The 18,518-nt window shown below is 46.4% G+C and carries 16 protein-coding genes; 14 read left to right on the top strand and 2 right to left on the bottom strand.

All coding sequences use genetic code 11. The features are described 5' to 3' along the window. Positions 1–8 precede the first annotated feature (8 nt). The 10 genes from QOS03_RS06665 to QOS03_RS06620 all read left to right on the top strand — a co-directional run bounded on the left by QOS03_RS06665 (position 9) and on the right by QOS03_RS06620 (position 13,078). A complete protein-coding gene (locus tag QOS03_RS06665; protein ID WP_283575817.1) occupies positions 9–1,154 on the top strand; it encodes a glucose-1-phosphate adenylyltransferase in 1,146 nt (381 codons plus the stop codon). Continuing rightward, a complete protein-coding gene (glgD, locus tag QOS03_RS06660) occupies positions 1,144–2,307 on the top strand; it encodes a glucose-1-phosphate adenylyltransferase subunit GlgD (protein ID WP_283575816.1) in 1,164 nt (387 codons plus the stop codon). The genes QOS03_RS06665 and glgD overlap by 11 nt, the downstream gene beginning before the upstream one ends. Before the next feature lie 2 nt (positions 2,308–2,309). Then, positions 2,310–3,737, top strand: a complete 1,428-nt coding sequence (gene glgA / locus QOS03_RS06655) for a glycogen synthase GlgA (RefSeq protein WP_283575815.1) — start codon at positions 2,310–2,312, stop codon at positions 3,735–3,737. A gap of 35 nt (positions 3,738–3,772) precedes the next feature. Beyond that, the gene (locus tag QOS03_RS06650) at positions 3,773–6,172 is read left to right on the top strand and encodes a glycogen/starch/alpha-glucan phosphorylase (protein ID WP_283575814.1); all 2,400 of its coding nucleotides are present in this window, start codon (positions 3,773–3,775) and stop codon (positions 6,170–6,172) included. Between the two features lie 12 nt (positions 6,173–6,184). Beyond that, positions 6,185–8,020, top strand: a complete 1,836-nt coding sequence (locus QOS03_RS06645; protein ID WP_283575813.1) for a glycoside hydrolase family 13 protein — start codon at positions 6,185–6,187, stop codon at positions 8,018–8,020. A gap of 554 nt (positions 8,021–8,574) precedes the next feature. Further along, entirely contained in the window at positions 8,575–9,426 is an 852-nt protein-coding gene (locus QOS03_RS06640; RefSeq protein WP_283575812.1) for a MetQ/NlpA family ABC transporter substrate-binding protein, read from the top strand. Between the two features lie 25 nt (positions 9,427–9,451). Continuing rightward, positions 9,452–9,973 carry a peptide-methionine (S)-S-oxide reductase MsrA gene (msrA, locus tag QOS03_RS06635; protein ID WP_283575811.1) on the top strand — a complete coding sequence of 174 codons (522 nt, stop codon included), beginning with the start codon at positions 9,452–9,454 and terminating at the stop codon, positions 9,971–9,973. A 90-nt stretch (positions 9,974–10,063) separates the two neighbouring features. Beyond that, positions 10,064–10,540 (top strand): NUDIX hydrolase, encoded by a 477-nt coding sequence (locus QOS03_RS06630; RefSeq protein WP_283575810.1) that lies wholly within the window; start codon positions 10,064–10,066, stop codon positions 10,538–10,540. Between the two features lie 133 nt (positions 10,541–10,673). Next, entirely contained in the window at positions 10,674–11,852 is a 1,179-nt protein-coding gene (locus tag QOS03_RS06625; RefSeq protein WP_326520889.1) for an MFS transporter, read from the top strand. A 92-nt stretch (positions 11,853–11,944) separates the two neighbouring features. Further along, positions 11,945–13,078 (top strand): THUMP domain-containing class I SAM-dependent RNA methyltransferase, encoded by a 1,134-nt coding sequence (locus QOS03_RS06620; RefSeq protein WP_283575809.1) that lies wholly within the window; start codon positions 11,945–11,947, stop codon positions 13,076–13,078. Between the two features lie 101 nt (positions 13,079–13,179). Here QOS03_RS06620 and QOS03_RS06615 read toward each other — a convergent pair whose 3' ends face one another. After that, positions 13,180–13,836 carry an HD domain-containing protein gene (locus QOS03_RS06615; protein ID WP_169462262.1) on the bottom strand — a complete coding sequence of 219 codons (657 nt, stop codon included), beginning with the start codon at positions 13,834–13,836 and terminating at the stop codon, positions 13,180–13,182. Positions 13,837–14,050: 214 nt separating this feature from the next. Between QOS03_RS06615 and QOS03_RS06610 the strand changes: the two genes are divergently transcribed. Both QOS03_RS06610 and QOS03_RS06605 read left to right on the top strand, forming a co-directional pair. Further along, positions 14,051–14,917 (top strand): glycosyltransferase family 8 protein, encoded by an 867-nt coding sequence (locus tag QOS03_RS06610; RefSeq protein WP_283575808.1) that lies wholly within the window; start codon positions 14,051–14,053, stop codon positions 14,915–14,917. A 164-nt stretch (positions 14,918–15,081) separates the two neighbouring features. Continuing rightward, the gene (locus QOS03_RS06605; protein ID WP_283575807.1) at positions 15,082–15,720 is read left to right on the top strand and encodes an NAD(P)H-binding protein; all 639 of its coding nucleotides are present in this window, start codon (positions 15,082–15,084) and stop codon (positions 15,718–15,720) included. 464 nt (positions 15,721–16,184) lie between these two features. Here QOS03_RS06605 and QOS03_RS06600 read toward each other — a convergent pair whose 3' ends face one another. Continuing rightward, positions 16,185–17,021, bottom strand: a complete 837-nt coding sequence (locus QOS03_RS06600) for an alpha/beta hydrolase (protein WP_283575806.1) — start codon at positions 17,019–17,021, stop codon at positions 16,185–16,187. Positions 17,022–17,155: 134 nt separating this feature from the next. Between QOS03_RS06600 and QOS03_RS06595 the strand changes: the two genes are divergently transcribed. Together QOS03_RS06595 and QOS03_RS06590 are read left to right on the top strand one after the other, a co-directional pair. After that, positions 17,156–17,683 carry a GNAT family N-acetyltransferase gene (locus QOS03_RS06595; protein WP_074505094.1) on the top strand — a complete coding sequence of 176 codons (528 nt, stop codon included), beginning with the start codon at positions 17,156–17,158 and terminating at the stop codon, positions 17,681–17,683. Between the two features lie 71 nt (positions 17,684–17,754). Beyond that, positions 17,755–18,456 carry a hypothetical protein gene (locus QOS03_RS06590; protein WP_283575805.1) on the top strand — a complete coding sequence of 234 codons (702 nt, stop codon included), beginning with the start codon at positions 17,755–17,757 and terminating at the stop codon, positions 18,454–18,456. Positions 18,457–18,518: the final 62 nt, after the last annotated feature.

Genomic DNA, 18,518 nt, shown 5'->3' with positions numbered 1-18,518 from the left:
CCATAATCATGAATGATGAAATGTTAGGGATTGTATTGGCCGGCGGTAAGGGAACTCGGCTGGGCAAGCTGACACAGAATCAGGCCAAGCCTGCGGTACCATTTGGCGGCCGTTATCGAATTATTGACTTTACGATGAGCAACTGTGTCAATTCAGGCATTCGCAATATCGGTGTGATTACCCAATACCAGCCACTGGTCTTGGACCGCCATATCGGTAACGGGGCCAGCTGGGGATTGGATCGGCTGGATTCTGGCGTTACGATTCTGCAGCCATACTCCAGTCCAGACGGCAGTAAGTGGTTTGCTGGTACAGCGCATGCCATTTACCAAAACATCGACTATATCGACAGCATCAACCCTAAATATCTGCTGGTATTGTCTGGGGACCACATTTACAAGATGGACTACAGTGACATGCTTCAGCAGCATATTGACAATGGTGCATCTCTAACGGTGGCAGTCATCGATGTCCCTTGGGAAGATGCTTCCCGTTTTGGAATTATGAATACTGATGATCATGATCGAATTACCGAGTTCGTGGAAAAACCGGCCGAACCAAAGAGCAATCATGCCTCGATGGGGATCTATATCTTTAACTGGGCGCGGTTGCGCGAGGTTTTGGTCAACAACTTTACCAAAAACGATAATATGCTCGACTTTGGCAAAAACGTGATTCCATACTACCTGGACAGTGGCGAGCCGGTCTATGCCTATCGTTTCTCCGGCTATTGGCGAGATGTTGGGACGATTATGTCGCTTTGGCAGGCTAATATGGAATTCCTAGAGCCAAACAACGGGCTGAACATGCAGGATCGCAGCTGGCGGATCAATTCCCGCAGCCCATTGGCGCCACCACAGATGCTGACCGAAACGGCTGAGGTCTCACAGTCAATGATTGTTGATGGCTGCTATGTGGCCGGTAAGATCGAGCACAGTATTCTTTCGGCTAACGTACGGATCAAGGAAGGCAGCGAGGTCATTGACAGCATGATCATGCCGGGGGCCAGCATCGGTCGCAACGTTACGATTCGGCGGGCCATTGTCGGTGAAAATGCCGTGATTGGCGATGGCGTAACCGTGGATGGCGGGGATGACGACATCGCGGTAGTCGGCAATGGTGAAACGTTAGGGGGAACTTCAAATGAAGAATAATCAAATGTGCGCAATCATCGTCGACGAGCTCAACGATGAAGCCCTAAAGCCATTAACCAACGAACGGCCGTTGGGAACGCTGTTTTTTGACTGCAAGTACCGTCTGATCGACTTTGAGCTCTCCAGCGTCGTTAATGCCGGGATCCGCAACGTGCAGCTGATTGAGGATGAAGACAAGGTGCGTTCCGTCTTTGATCATCTGGGCGGCGGTCGTGAATGGGGTTTGGATGCGATTGGTTCTTATCAATACGTCAACTATTTCCAAGACAGCGAGAATAAAAAAGCAGCTGGTGAAAAATACTTCACCAATACGATTGAATTCTTGGAAAAATCGCACACGGCCTACACGGTAATCATGGGAACCCGGATGCTGTGCAATCTGAATCTGCGGGCAGCCTTAAAGATTCACAAGCAGACCGACAAACCACTGACGGTGATCTACAGTCGAACGAATGCTGATGAGATTGCCTTATACGACAATATCTTGAGTTTTGACAGTCTGGGCAACGTGATTACTTGTGATGAATTTGCCAAGCTGGCTGATCAAACGGGGACCTTCAACCTGTCAATGAATGTCTACATTGCCGACACCCGCTGGCTGATTGATGCACTGCGCAAGGGCCAGCAGCTGGATGCACCGGCTCAGCTGGATGACTTCTTGAAAGAACAGCTGCCAAAGCCTGGTCTGGCAGGTGGCTACGAATACGTCGGCTATCTGCAGAATATCTATGACCTGCAGAGCTACTATCAAGCCAACAAAGACATGCTTGACTCCGATAAGATGAATGAGCTGCTCTACACCAATCAGCGTATCATCACGCGGACGCGCAATGAGGTTGCCACCTACTATGACAAGCATGCCAAGGTTAAGAACAGTCATCTGGCAACTGGTTGCGACATTTATGGTACGGTATCAGACAGCCTGATCTCTCGACGGTCGGTAGTTGATCCAAAGGCAGTTGTAACCGATTCGATTGTAATGCCAAACGCACGAATCGGCCATGATGCCGAAATTCACTGGGCAATTCTGGACAAAAACGTGGTTGTCAAGCCAGGCGTCAAGATCATGGGTACGCCAGACCATATTCTGGTTGTACCAAAGAATACGCGTGTGGAGGCCAACCTGATCAGTACGGAAGAAGAGGCGAATTAATCATGAAAATTATGTTTGCGGCGGCCGAATGTGCACCATTCTTTAAGAGTGGGGGTCTGGGTGACGTGGTCGGCGCGCTCCCGAAAGCCCTTGCCAAAAAAGGCCATGAGGTGCGAGTCGTTTTGCCGCTGTGGCGCTGGATGCCTGGCAAGTTCCAAGAAAAAATGGAAAGCTGGGGCTCATTTGAGGTCAAGGTTGGATGGCGGACCGAATACTGTGGTGTTGAAACACTCTACCAAGACGGTGTGCGCTACATGTTTTTAGACAACCGCTATTATTTTGATCGCCCTAAGCTTTACGGCTACTATGATGATGGTGAGCGGTTCGCGTGGTTCCAACAGGCCGCCTGTGAATTGATGGGTCGCTACAACTGGGTGCCCGACGTTTTGAACTGCAACGACTACCACACGGCCTTTATGCCATTTCTGCTCAAGGAAAAATATGGCTGGGTCGGACCTTATCATCACATCAAAACGGTTCTGACGATTCATAACCTGGAATTCCAAGGCGAATATGGGCGCGAGGTCTTAGAAGAGCTGTTTGGCATGTCACCGGTACGCTATGACGATGGTACGGTTCGGTTTGGTACCGCAGTCAACTTTATGAAGGCCGGGATTTTATATGCTGATCGCGTCAACACGGTTAGTCCAAGCTATGCCGCCGAAATTCAGACGCCTGAGTTTGGCTGTCATTTAGACGAAGTGCTGCGCATGGAAAACTTTAAGCTGTGCGGAATCTTGAACGGAATCGACTATGACGTCAATAATCCGGCTACTGATAAGAATCTGGCGGCCAACTATTCAATCAAGGATCTCAAGGGGAAGGCCAAGGACAAGGCAGCTTTGCAAAAGGAATTTGGCTTACCACAGCGTCCAGACGTGCCTTTGATTGGGATTGTCAGTCGGCTGACCTATCAAAAAGGCTTCCAGCTGGTCGTCAATGAGATGGAAAACCTGATGAAGTTTGACGTACAAGTCGTCTTGCTGGGGACGGGCTATGCCAACTTTGAGCACGATTTCCGCTGGTTCAACGGCGTTCATCATGATAAGTTTGGCGCCAAGATTGAGTTTGACGTTGGTCTGGCGCAACGCATCTACGCAGGCGCTGACATGTTCTTGATGCCGTCTGACTTTGAGCCATGTGGACTTTCCCAGATGATTTCGATGCGTTATGGTACGCTGCCAATCGTTCACCAGATTGGGGGGCTAAAAGACAGCGTCGAGCCATATAATCCAATCACCAACGCAGGGACAGGCTTTGGATTTGAACAGTTTAGTGGCTTTTACATGATGGAGGCCATTAAAGAGGCCATGGCAACCTATCAGCAGCCAAAAGTCTGGCGTCATCTGATGCAAAACGCAATGGCCAAGGACTTTAGCTGGGACAAGCAGAGCCAGGCCTATCTGGATATGTATAAATCACTGTTTTAGTTTTTGATTGTGAAAAACTGAGAGGGGATAGAAATTTGAGTTTAACAAAATCACAGTTTAAGCAGGATTTTAAGCGGCATTTAAAAGATGATCTGGCGCTGGATATTGACGAGGCCTCATATTTTGACATGTACAAGGTCTTGGCAGGCATGGTGAAGTCAGCCTATAACCAAAATTGGCATCATACCTGGCGCAGCTATGATCAGCAGCGCAAAAAGCAGCTGTACTACTTTTCAATTGAATTTCTGCCAGGCCGAATGCTGCAAAGCAATCTGTTTAACCTGGGCTGGCTGGACATCGTTAAAGACGGCATGAAAGATCTGGGCGTTGATTTTGAAAAGATCGTCGAACAAGAAAACGACATGGCGCTTGGTAATGGTGGGCTGGGACGACTGGCTTCATCGTTTATGGACGCTTTGGCCAGTGATGGTTTTGCCGGCAATGGTAATGGGATTCGCTACAAATACGGTCTGTTTAAGCAAAAGTTCATCGACGGCTACCAGGTTGAATTGCCAAACAACTGGCTCAATGAAGGCAACGTTTGGGAAGAACGCCGGGAGACTCATTCCGTAATGGTACGCTTCGGTGGGCAGGTTTTCTTGAAGCCGCAAAATGGTCAATTGGTACCGGTATATGAAGGTTCGCAGCTGATTAAAGCCGTGCCATATGATACTGGAATGGTTGGCTATGAAAATGGCGTTGTCAACACGCTGCGGCTTTGGGATGCCGAAATTCCCGAAGATGAGGAAAGCAAGTACCGCACGATTGATGATCTGCGTCGTGTTGAAGATTTGACCAGCGTGCTCTATCCGGACGATTCAACTGAAGATGGTCGCCGGATGCGAATTCGCCAAGAATACTTCTTTGTTTCAGCTGGTCTGCAAAGCATCATCAACCACTATCTGAAAAAGTACGATCAGCCATTGACCAAGCTGGATCAATACGTTGCCGTGCACATCAACGATACGCACCCATCAATGGCCATCGCCGAATTGATGCGGTTGTTGATGGATGAGCATGGTCTGAGCTGGGAAGACGCCTGGAAGGTAACGGTCAACGTAATGAGCTACACCAACCACACGATCATGGCTGAGGCGATGGAACGCTGGGATATCAATATGATGCAGCAAGAAGTGCCACGGGTGCTGCAGATTATTCAAGAAATCGATCGACGCTTTGTCCTGTCTTTGGAAGGCAAATACGACCAAAACTTCATCAACCGTACGCGTATCATTTTCAACAACCAGGTTCACATGGCACACTTGGCAATTATTGGTTCACACAGTATCAACGGGGTGGCCAAGCTGCATACCGAGCTGCTGAAAAAAGAGGTACTGCACGACTTCTATCGGCTTTACCCCGAACGCTTTAACAACAAGACCAATGGGGTAACGCTGCGGCGCTGGATGACTATTGACAATCCGCGGCTGGCTGCTATTTTGGATCAGGAAATCGGTACTGACTGGCGCGAGAATCCGCTTGAGTTGGAAAAACTGTTGAAGTACCGGAGCAATAACAAGGTCTTGGATCAGCTGATTGCCGCCAAGCAGGCTAATAAGCGTGATCTGGCCAAGTTTATCAAGCAGCAGACTGGAATCGAGGTTTCATCAAAAGCCATCTTTGACGTTCAGATCAAGCGGCTGCATGCCTACAAGCGTCAACTGCTGAATCTGCTGCGCATCGTCAAGCTCTATCAGGATCTAAAAGCCAATCCAAATGCCGACATCTACCCACGCGTCTTCATCTTTGGCGCCAAGGCAGCACCAAGCTATCAATATGCTAAAGCCGTGATCAAGTGCATCAATGAAGTTGCTAACCTGGTCAACAACGATCCCGATATTCACGATAAGCTCAAGGTCGTCTTCTTGGAAAACTATAACGTTTCATTGGCTGATCGGATTATTCCAGCTGCCGATGTTTCTGAACAGATCTCACTGGCCTCAAAGGAAGCATCCGGAACCAGCAACATGAAGCTGATGGCCAATGGTGCTTTGACCGTAGCTACAATGGATGGCGCCAACATTGAGATTCATGATTATGTTGGTGATGACAATATCTTTACGTTTGGGCTCTCATCACAGGAAGTCTACCGCTACTATGCCGACAATTCATATCATGCCAGCGAGTACTATGAGAACGATCCGGTTATTCATCGTGTTGTGGATGCATTTGTTGATGGCACGATTCCAAACATCAGCATGGAAGGCCGTGAGATTTTTGAATCGCTGGTTCAGTATAATGGCGATCAGTTCTTTGTGCTGCGCGACTTTGAATCCTACCTTGAAGCTCAAGACAAGGTTGATCAAGCCTACCGTAACCCTAAGCACTGGGCCCAGATGAGTCTGATCAACACTGCCAATGCTGGCCACTTCTCATCTGATTTGACGATTGACCGCTACGTTGATGATGTTTGGAAACTGACGCCAAACAAGTAAGGGGGGACTGCTTTGGGGCAGATCCATTACAATGCCTGGCAGCTGGAGTTCAAGCAGCCTTTTGGGGCACTGCAGGCCGGTAATAATGTTCAGTTCAGCGTTAGGGTTGACTGCCAAAATGTTACGCAGGTCGCGGTTGGCGTTACCAAGCTGGATGAGAACACGGTTTTTTACCCGCTGACTCAAGATGAAGATGAGTCAGATAAATATACTGGTGAGATCAAGATTACGACTTCCGGCTTATACCACTATTATTTCCGAGTGCGCCGCGAAAATGATGCCGCGCTCTACTTGGGACATCTGCATGGCGGCTTGGGTAAAGAAACCACTGATATCAGTAAAGTTGAGCCGTTTCAGCTGACCTGTTATGATCGGCAGGTACCGCGACCGGAATGGTATCGCAATGCGGTTTTTTACCAGATTTTTCCGGATCGGTTTGCAAACGGCAATCCGCATGGTGAAATTGACGGGAAGAAGCCAAATACGTTTTTGTACGCCACTACTGACGATCGGCCGATGTATATCTATGATGAGAACCACAAAATTGCGCGCTGGGATTTTTATGGCGGCAATCTGCGTGGCATCATTACTAAACTTCCCTATCTTAAACGGTTAGGCGTAACCGCGCTTTATTTGAACCCGATATTTGAGGCCTCAAGCAATCATCGCTATGATACCAATGACTACTTGAAAATTGACCCGATGCTGGGAACTGAAGAAGACTTTAAAATGCTGGTCACGATGTTGCATGAAAACGATATGCATCTGATCTTGGATGGCGTCTTCAATCATGTGGGCAAAAACAGCCGCTATTTCAATGCCGGTCATCTCTACGGCGAGCAGACCGGAGCCGCTAATGATAAAAACAGTTCTTATTACGAATGGTTCAATTTCAAGCATTATCCGGATCAATATGACTGTTGGTGGGGAGTTGATGATCTGCCGACGGTCAATAAGGATAATCCCAGCTACCAGCAGTTCATTTATGGTGAACGGGGCAGTGTCTTGACTAAATGGAATGATCTGGGGGTTGATGGCTGGCGGCTAGACGTTGCTGATGAGTTGCCAGATGACTTTCTGCGAGAAATTCGGCATAACCTGGACCGTTATGATGATCGCATTCTGATTGGCGAAGTCTGGGAGGATGCCTCCAGCAAGGTTAGCTATGGTCATCGGCGTCCCTATGTCAGCGGCGACAATCTGTATGGCACAATGAACTATCCGCTGCGCCAATGGGTAATCAGTTTGCTGAACGGTCATTGCGATTTGATTAAAGCTGGTGAAGATTTATTGACGCTGGTGGAAAATTATCCACGCAATTTCCTGCTTGATTGCCTAAATAACCTTGGGACTCATGATACCGAACGCATTCTGACCGTTTTGAATCAAAGCGTGCCACTGGTAAAAATCTCGTTTGCCCTACTATTTAACCTGCCGGGAATCCCCTGCGTCTATTACGGGGATGAAGCTGGCGTGGAAGGTGGCAAGGATCCCGATAATCGGCGCTATTTTCCTTGGGGGCATGAAAACGCTGAATTGCAAAAAGCGGTGCACTACTGGGCAGATATTCGCCAAGAATGCGAATCGCTAAAAGAAGGGCAGACAGGGATTATGATTGCCGGTAATGAAGTCTTGGGACTGATTCGCTATACCGCATATAGCGCGACGTTGCTGTTGGTCAACCGGGAGAATCAGTACGCGCAAGTACGGGATCTGCAGTTTATGCATGTTCCGGCCAGTTTGCAGCAGGCCATTGAAAAACGGGTTGCCGGGCTGCGGATGGCACCATTTACTACCAGATTTACCGAGTTGAACGTGATTTCAATAATGGCCGATGAAGATAACTGATTAAGAAAAAGCATCGCTGCAATCCGCGGCGGTGTTTTTTGGAAACTGATGAGGTCAGCCATCCTAAAGTTAGTGCTGCCAAGCTGAGAATCGGCAATCGCTGGTGAGTTTGGCTGTTTGGCACTGTCGATTTCCGATTGATGATGAAGGTTTTTGCCTATAATAGATTAAAATTTTTGAGATTCTTGTTGACAGTCGTCGTCGATTCAGTTAAGATGGTTTATGAAAATTAAGTTAAAAAGTGCTGAGAAAAGATGAGTATCTGGTAAAGGCCGCTTAGAGAGTCGTTAATGGTGGGAAGCGATCGGTCACAGCCAGTGAAGATGGTCTTGGAGCGGTTTGATATGTGAGCCATTGGTGAGCGTATCACGGGGTGACGCCGTTATCAAAGTCGGGGTTTTCGAATTTTCGAGAACTTGCCGAGGAGAGTGCCGTGATGCATTCTTGAATAAGGGTGGTAACACGCTGAACATGACTGTCAGACGTCCCTAAAAGCAGCTGCAAAGCTGTTTTTAGGGGCGTTTTTATTTTTTAGCAGCACTAAGGAGGACATTATGAGAAAAAAGCGACGTCGAAACTGGATTATTGCCATTATTGCATTAGTGGTCGTTGCTGCCGGTGCGATTGGCCTAATCTATAAGCGAACGGCAAAGCCTAAGACGACCACGGTGCGATTAGGGTTGGTCGGTACGGATTCAGAGCCCGTTTGGAATAATGTTAAGGCGCGGCTGAAAAAACAGGGGATCAATATTGAATACGTGGTCTTTGATGATTACGTGCAACCAGACAAGGCCTTGAAAGATGGCAAGATTGATATGCACTCCTGCTTGACCAAGTACTATTTTGAATCTTACAACAAGTCACAAAATGCTCATTTGGTAAGCATTGGTAATACGGTGATCTCGCCATTGGGTCTGTACTCAAAGAAATACAGCTCACTTAAGGATCTGCCGGATGGGGCCACGATCGCCATTCCAAACGAACCTACTACTTTGGGCCGTGGCTTGAACATGCTGCAGTCGGCCGGTTTGATCAAGGTTAAAAAGAGCAGCGGCATCAAGCCATCATTAAATGACATTACGAGTAATCCTAAGAACCTGAAATTCAAAGAAGTTGACCCGGCAACGGCTGCTCGGGCGCTGAGTTCAGTTGATGCCGCGGTAATCAACGGAAATTACGCCGTTTCAGCTAAATTGAAACCAGGCAAGGACTCGCTTTACATGGAACCAATCAACAAGAAAGCCAAGCCTTATGTAAACGTTATTGCCGTTCAGGAAAAGGACAAGGATAATCCAGTCTACAAGAAGGTCGTTAAGGCATACCAAACTGAAGAAACCAAGAAGGTAATTCAAAAGACTTACAAGGGTGCCCAAAAAGCTGCTTGGGACATTTACGGCACGAAGTAATTAGTTAAAGAAAGGGGCAGTCAAGATGAGTTTTGAGACGGCAATTTTTGCTGGGGGATGTTTCTGGTGCATGGTTGAGCCATTTGATACCTACCCCGGCATTGAAAAGGTAGAATCTGGTTATACGGGCGGGCACGTTGAAAATCCGACCTATGAACAGGTTAAAACGGGAACGACTGGTCATACGGAAGCGGTGCGCATTACGTTTGATCCCGCCAAGGTTTCTTACGAACAGTTGGTTGAGATCTACTGGCATCAGACTGATCCAACCGATGCCATGGGTCAGTTTCAAGATCGTGGCGACAACTACCGCCCTGTAATCTTCGTTAAGGATGATGAGCAACGGCGGATTGCCGAGACATCGCGACAAAAACTGGCTGATAGTGGGATTTTCGATGATCCAATCGTTACTAAAATTGAGGAAGCCCAGCCGTTTTATTTAGCTGAGGATTATCATCAACAGTTCTATAAAAAGAATCCAGAACGCTATGCTAAAGAGGAAGCTGGCGGTCGAGAACAGTTTAAACAAGAGCATTGGCATGCCTAAGCTTCATAAAGCAAATGGTCGGTATTTGGTTCTTTTCTAGACAAGATGATAGAATGATCGATATAACAATGAAAGAAAGTGACGATCAAAATGTCATATATCAAAGATGTACGAGCCAAAGTCGGGCATCGGCCGTTGATTATGACTAGTGCCTCAGGAGCCTTGGTTAATGAAAGAAAGCAAGTGTTGCTCCAGGAGCGGGCCGATACTGGTGATTGGGGGTTTCCGGGCGGTTATATGGAATTTGGCGAGTCGTTTCGGGATACGGTCAAGCGTGAATTTAAAGAAGATGCCGGAATTGAGGTTGAGCCAGTCAAACTGCTTAAGATTTCGGATCAAGAATTCTATACTTATCCAAATGGCGATCAAGTTCAGCCAATTAATGCCTTCTTTTTGGTTAAGAAAGTCAACAGTCGACAAGCTGCTTTTAAACCGACCGAGACGGTGCAGACCCGTTACTTTTCTTTGGACGATGCGCCTAAGTTTTTCAATCATCAACACGCAATGATGTGGCAGACGATCAAGGATGAATTGGAATCACAATTTTTTCTTGACAGATTTCGCTAAAATTATTTAAAATAATTCGGCAAATTAATTAGTAAGTCACCTGAAAGAGAATTTCAGATAAATAAAAAATAATGGCTTGCAGACTATGTTTTTCATAGGCTGCAGGCCATTTTTTAATTCGGAGGGAAAATCATTGCTGAATAAGCTAAAACTACAGACGGGTATTTTTGTTCTAACGGCGTTCCTGTTAGGCTGTAATGAATTTATGATTGTTGGGATTATTTCTGATCTGGCTCAAAGCTTTAATGTTTCATTGTCTTCGCTGGGCTTGCTGGTTACGCTGTTTGGAATTGTCTATGCTGGTATAACACCAGTTTTAACGGCTTGGACCAATCGTTGGCCACGATATCGAGTCCTAATGTGGCTGATGGGAATTTTTTGCATTGGCAATACGTTGACGACACTGACGCCTAATTTATTTTGGCTGTTTGTTTCACGGATAATTACAGCAGCAGTTGCCGGTGTAATTATTTCATTGATTTTGGCTTTTGTCAGTCTACTTACGCCAATGGAAAAAAGGGGAATGACCGTAGCAGCTGTCTTTGCTGGATTTAGCATTGCTACGATTATTGGCGTGCCGATTGGAACCATAATTAGTGCGGCGTTTTCGTGGCGAGTGAGCTTTGGTATTATCTCTATTTTTTCGATACTGATCTGGTTTTTGCTGGCTAAGATATTGCCGCGCTATTCAGAACAGATGGCTGGAAATTTAAATGGCCAGCTAAGTATGTTTAAAGATGCGCGAATTGTCTGGGGCATCGTAGTCATGATTACATTAATGGCTGCCGAATATGCGTTTTATACGTACATCCGTCCTTTAATCGTTAAGCAGCTGGGCTTTTCCGTTAATCAATTGAGCCTGCTGCTGGGATTAATCGGTATCATGTTTAATTTAGGAAATTTGACGGCAGGCCAGCTGATTGAACGTTATGGCACGCAAAAGATTGGTTGGGTCAGCGGCATGGTTTTAGTGTTGCTGCTGATGCTTCCATTAACCGTAAAGAATGCCTGGAGCGGTTTACTTAATCTCGGCCTGCTTTGTTATGCACTGGGAATGCCAGGATCGATGCTGCAGGTAATGTTTTTGAATACGGCTGAGCGGGATTTTCCTGTGGCACTGAATCTGGCATCATCATTGAATCCAATCTGTACGAATATTGGGGTGACGATTGGCTCATTGACGGCCTCGATTGGTATTCGGTACATTAAATTGGCACAGATTGGCTGGTTGGGGTGCGGCTATGCTCTGATTGGTGTTTTGGGTTCAATGATTTTGCTAAAAGCATTGAAACGATCGAATGCCAAAAGTTAAAACGTGATGTGAGCAAACATTCATCTGGCCAGTTCTTGATTGAAAATTATGGTAAAATGATGTCAGCAAATTTTTCATGAGGAGTTTTAATATTGCAAAAATTTCATTTGATAGCTACTGCTGCAGCCGGGATTGAAGCCTTGGTAGGCAAGGAGCTGCGAGCACTGGGCTATGAAACGCGGGTTGAAAATGGCCGCGTGCGCTTTGAAGGTGATATGTGCGATATCATGGTGGCCAATCTCTGGCTGCGGACGGCTGATCGGGTCAAGATTATCGTGGGTGAGTTTGACGCGACTGACTTTGACAGCCTGTTTGAACAGACCAAGGTATTGCCATGGGAAGACCTGCTGCCGATTGACGCGGCTTTTCCGGTTGAGGGCAAGAGTCATCACTCACAGCTGCATAATGTTCCCAGCGTACAGGCAATCGTCAAAAAAGCAATCGTTGACCGTTTGAGTACCGTCTATCATCGACGGACGCGGCTGAGTGAAACCGGGGCGACCTATCCGCTGGAAGTTGCTATCAATAAGGATCACGTACTGTTAACGCTTGATACGACTGGCCCCAGCCTGTTCAAGCGCGGCTATCGCAAGGGTAAGGGGGGCGCGCCATTAAAAGAAAACATGGCCGCGGCTCTGGTGATGCTTGCCCACTGGTTCCCTGACAATCCATTCGTTGATCCCGTTTGTGGTTCAGGAACGATTCCAATCGAGGCTGCTTTGCTTGGTCATAATATTGCTCCCGGCATCAATCGCGACTTTCAATGTGAGCGGTGGATCAACCTGATGCCAGAAAATCTAAGCGATGATGTACGTGATGAGGCTGACGCCAAGGCCGATTACGACATCGAACTGGATATTCATGGCTATGATATTGATCAGAATATGATTGATATTGCTCAGAGAAACTGTCAGGCGGCTGGCTTGACGCATGACATCACGTTTAAGCAGCTGGCAGTCAAGGATTGGCACACTGACAAGATCAATGGTGTGATTGTTGCCAACCCGCCATATGGTGAGCGTTTGAGCGATCAGGATTCAGTCCGCGAGCTGTATCGGCAAATGGGCGAGATCTATAGGCCAATGACGACTTGGAGCAAGTATATCTTGACGGCCGATTTAGAGTTTGAAACCTACTATGGCCAAAAAGCTACCAAACGCCGTAAGCTTTACAATGGTGCCTTAAGAACGGATCTGTTTCAGTACTGGGGCAAGAAACAGCGGTAACGAATCAAAAAGCTTAATGTTTACAAATAAAGGCGGGAAAATTAACCGTCCAATCAAAAAGCCAAGCACCGTATCCGGCAGCTTGGCTTTTAGTTTGCAAATTAGGCTTTGGCATCCCATTCCAAGAAAAACTCATTTAAAAAGTCTTCCATGATCTGCTGACGATGAGCGGCTATTTTGCGAGCCGTTTCTGTATTTAGCATGTCTTTGATCTTCAGCAGTTTTTCGTAAAAATGATTAATGACAGTCTCATCGCGTTCCGTGCGGTATTCTTCACGATTCATGTGTTCACGCGGCTTGATCAGCGGGTCATAGATGCGCTCGCCATGGCTGCCACCGTAATAGACAGCCCGAGTGATGCCAATACTGCCCAGACCATCCAGCCAGTCGGCATCCTGCACGATCCGTCCTTCGCGCGATAAGGTTGGTCGTGCATCGCCTAGCGTATCGGCAAATGACATATTGGAAATGATATCCATGATTGCTTGAATCTGTTCATTAGTTAGATCAATGCGTCGCAAAAAATCCTCTAATTCTTCTTCGGCTTCCTGCACGCTGATTACCAGTTTTTCATCAATCGTATCATGAAGGTAGGCCGCGGCAACGGCAATAAACTCATTGGCAGCCTCGGTTTCAATCAATTTTTTGGTCATTCGTACGACGCGCATAATATGGTCGAGACCGTGTCCGGTACTGTCGCTGCCCAGTTTTTGAATGGTATAGCGTTTGATGGCCTCCAATTGTGCTGCTTGTTCCATAAATCTTTCCTTCTTAAAATAATTATAGTCGCAAATGTCACCATTCGATCGTAAGCCAATTTAAGCTGTTTTACAAGTAGAAAGCCATAAATTAAGGCTACGCAATCGCTTGGTGGTTGAATTGGTCTAAGAAACGTTTTGGATCATTTGCTTCGTGCAAAATTTGTCTGGTCATCTAAAATGGAACTAATAGCTGTTATGAGGAGTGAACATTTTGAATCTATTGTTTTCAATTGATGATCGATTTTGGCGTCAAATGCTGACGGTCCTAAATTCGATCCGACTCAATTCCCAATCGTGCCAGATTGACGTGTATGTGATTCAATCACAAAAACTGGCCCATACCAAGGAAATCAAGCAAATCTGCGAGCTATGGGGAATGCATTATCATCCAATTGTGATTAAAGACGAGGAATTTGACCAGGCACCGGTTACCGACCGCTATCCTAAGACCATCTATTATCGTCTGCTGGCTCATCAATACTTGCCAAAACAGCTGCATCGCATTCTATATCTGGATGCTGACGTATTGTGCATTAATGATATTGGACCGCTTTATGATACGGATTTGGATGGCTGTCTATATGCTTCAGCAATTCATACCGGCTTGACTGGTACCACGGAAGTCATCAATAAGATTCGCCTGCAGAACTTTGACGCGGATGGCTATTATAATTCAGGCGTGTTGTTGATGAATCTTGATCTGATCCGGCAGCGGGTTCATGCGGAAGACATCTACGAATATATCCGCGAACACGTCTTGCTGCTGCCTGACCAGGACGTGTTGAATGCGTTATATGGCAAGGATATCAAAACGGTTCCCGATCAGCTTTATAATTTTGATGCCCGTAAAGGCCAGACCTATGAGACGATCAGCTTTGGCGAGTGGACGCTGGACTGGGTCATCAAACATACGGTAATTCTGCACTATTGCGGTCGTCATAAGCCATGGCTCGTTGATAAGAATACGGGACGCTACACGGCGCTTTATAAGAATTATTTTCAAATGACGCAACGAGTGCTCAAGCAAGTGGCCATCAGTCAAACTAATCCGACTGTCACTGTTCTACAGCCGGATTAGCGATGGTTTGCAACTATTCCGCAGCGATAAAAGACCAATCACTGACGCCTTTAAGGATGATAGAACGGAATTGACTGTTGGAAGACTAAAAATTTGTCTTTATGCTTACAAAAAGTTAGTATAAGCTAATGGTAAATCACTAGTACAGCTGAAAGGAGATTACAATGAAAGTTTTTGTCGCTGGAGCTACGGGACGAGTGGGGCAAGCTGTAGTTACCGAGCTCCAAAAAGCAGGTCATGAAGTAGTCGCAGGGGCTCGTCAGCCAGAAAAGATCAATCAACCAGACATCTTAAAAGTCAAGCTTGATCTGCATGCCTCCGTTACGGAACTGCAAAAAGCACTGGGTCAAGTGGATGCGGTAATTTTTACAGCGGGATCTCGTGGCAAGGATCTGCTGCAGGTTGATCTAAACGGCAGCGTCAAACTGGCAGAAGCAAGCCGGCAAAATGGCATCAAACGCTTCATTCAGCTGAGCTCTGCGTTCGCGCTTGAACAGGATAAATGGGCGGAGATTCCGGCCTTAAAAGCCATTACTGATTATAATATCGCCAAGTTCTATGCGGATCGCTGGCTGATTGATCATCCGGGATTGGATTGGACGATCATCCAGGCGGGAATCTTGGATGATCGTCCAGCTACGGGGATGGTTGCTTTGAATGATGGCAATTCAGGGCATAACGCGATTTCTGATGTTGCCGCGGTGCTGGTAGGAAGTCTGGAACATTCGAATACGATTGGCAAGATGATCATGATGCACGACGGCAACCAGCCAATCGATACCGCATTAAGCAGTTTAAAGTAGTTAGATCGCCATAGCTGTTTTTGTGAGTAGCACGGTATTACCTAGGAGCTCTGATTATGGATGTATATTCGTTAGGGCGATTCTTGATGGAACAGCGATTCATTCCTGATTGTGCGTTGGCTTTACAGGAAACCGGATTTAGGATCATGAACGTTCACCCAGCTGTCAGTGTTTCTGTCGGCTCGGTTAGGCAGATAATTGACAGATTACGCGACGTGTCAATACTGTTCGATCCAGAGAAGGGAGATTCGTGACTGTTTTACCTATGATTTTGAATTTTTTAGCCGATAGTAGGTAGTTGCATAATCGTTTTGAAGTGCAAGGCAAAATCCGGACAAACTTTTAAAATTAAGCTGCCAGTTGTTCATTCCGATATTCAACGATGCGCTCAGGATTGCGGCCAAGAGTATTCAAAACTTAGATGTCATAAGGTCGCATCGTCATTCCTTGTGATGCCGTGCTGTTTATTTGCCCCATAAAAACTTGATCAAGATTGCGTCGACTTGTGGATTGCGGTGCAAAAGCTCATGTTTGGCATTGGCCCCCGTGATGCGCTGCTCCTGATATGATTTGGCCCGACCAACGACCAGGTACTTCAAGGCTTTAGATGATTTGTTGTCTACCTGACTGTCGGTGCCATCGCCCAGATCGCCATAGATGTTTAAGATATGGGCGGTGGTGGGATAGGTACGGCGCAGTTTTTTGAGTTTCTGATAGGATTTAGTGGCTGGCGTGGCTTCGCCGGTCTGCTCGTTATACTGCAGGTTAGCGGGTTGATTCCAGCCAATCACGCCATCAAAGGTACCCGCCATGGCGACTTCTTTTTGCAGCTTAGGAAACTTAGAATTATTAGCGTTTTGCAGCAGACAATAAAGAAACGCCATGTTGCCCATGGAATGAGCTTCAACCTGATATTTTTTAAAATGATAAGTTTGGCACACTTTTTGAATGGCCGCGGCAACGTAATGACCATCCGTAGTGTAGTTTGAGTTCTCATTATCGATCAGGTTGACTTCAATGATTGGGTTGATCGCGCCGTGGGGAATCTTGCCTTCCAGCTCGACCGTACCGTTTTGCGCGACATTGGCCACGATGACGGTTTTGGTAACGCCGGCATCAATCGCGGCTTGAGCCATGTGGTGTTCGGCATGCGCCCCGCTGCCCCAGCCATGAAAGAAAAAGGTTGGCGTAGTTGACTGAACGTATTTTTGAGAATTCAGTGCGGCTGCTTTGACCGATGAAACCATGGTCATCATCAGACAGATTGTCAGCATAATTTTAAGCCAAAAGTTATATTTCAAAATGTTCGCCTCGTATCAATGTTGATGATGTTATTCTAAGTCGCTTTGGTGAATTTGACCATTTTATTGTCAATTTTCTGCAAAATATGTTAAATTGATTAACGCTTGATATTTTAAGGAAAGAAGGTTGTGCTATGCATATTGAAAAAGCCGAAATGAAGGATCTGGACCGCATTGTCGAAATTCTGCGTGATGGCCGCAATCAGTTGGCGGAAAGTGGAATTGATCAATGGCAAGGCGATTATCCAAACGTTGAACATATCCAAGAAGATATCGAACATGGCTTTGCATACCTGGTACATTCCGACGATCATGAAACGGTGGGAGCTTTTGCAATCGTAACAGCACCTGACCATTCTTACGATGAATTGGATGGCAAATGGCTCGTTGATACTGATGACTACCTGGTTATTCACCGAGTTGCCATTCACTCTGACCATGCCGGCAATGGCTACGCTTCCGGTTTATTTAAAAACGTAATCGACTATGTTAAGGAGAATCCAAAGGGCATCAAGTCACTGCGGATCGATACTCACGAAGACAACCAGCCAATGCAGCATCTGATTGAAAAGTACGGCTTTACGCGCGTGGGAACTCTGCATGGCGTTTATCGTCCTGAAGAAACCTCATACGTTTACGAAATGCCAATTCAAGAAAAGTAAATAAGTATGATAAAATCGACTCAATAGGTCATACCGATCATTGAAGTCGTTTTTTATTTTGAGGTGAAAGAATGGATGCAAACGCTCAGTTAACGGATCAGCAACGAGTTGAACTGGCCGGTTTGGAATATCAGCCATTAGGTGTTGGCGACCATGTTAGATTATCTAGTGGTAAGCGAATTGGTCGTGTTAAACGAGCATTTTATAAGCAGAATGGTCTGCGAGGGACAATTATCGTCAACCATCATCAAGACCATAATGAGATAACGGTGCTTTTTCGGGGGTCATCTGGCTTAAGACATGGTAACCCAACGACTTGGTCTAATGAGTGGCTGGCCACTAATCTGCCGATTGGTCGCTTAATCGTTGAGTATCGTGTTGGCGAGATTCCTTCCCAGCTCAAGTCGGCAGCAGGTTTGTTGAACCATTTGATGCAGCAGGATTTAACGGCGCATTACTATATTTATGGTCATTCGCTAGGTGCAATCAATGCCCAGTATGCCCTTGTCAATTGCATCTACCCAGCCAGTCTAAACGAAGCCTGGCTTTACGAGGGGCCAAACGTTTATTGGCTGCTTAACGATCAACAGAAAACACAGGCGGCCGTTCTTCGTAACAAAATCAACAATTACATTGATTCGTTAGATATTGTGACGCTAGGCTATACTGATCTGCATCACGCAATTGGTCGCGTTCGCTATGTGCAATCGATTCTGCTTGATCCAATCAGTCAGCATATGTGGGGCGGGTATCAGTTTGGAGAGTGTCAATAATTTTGTGTACTTTTGAAAATCCTTCTCTGTATGAAATGCTTACTTAAATAAACATGGAATCC

Origin of the sequence: Limosilactobacillus pulli, assembly GCF_947381555.1 — a bacterium.
Classification (GTDB): Bacteria; Bacillota; Bacilli; order Lactobacillales; family Lactobacillaceae; genus Limosilactobacillus; species Limosilactobacillus pulli.
The sequence above is the reverse complement of the archived record's forward strand: the minus strand, read 5'-3'. Positions and strand labels throughout refer to the sequence as shown.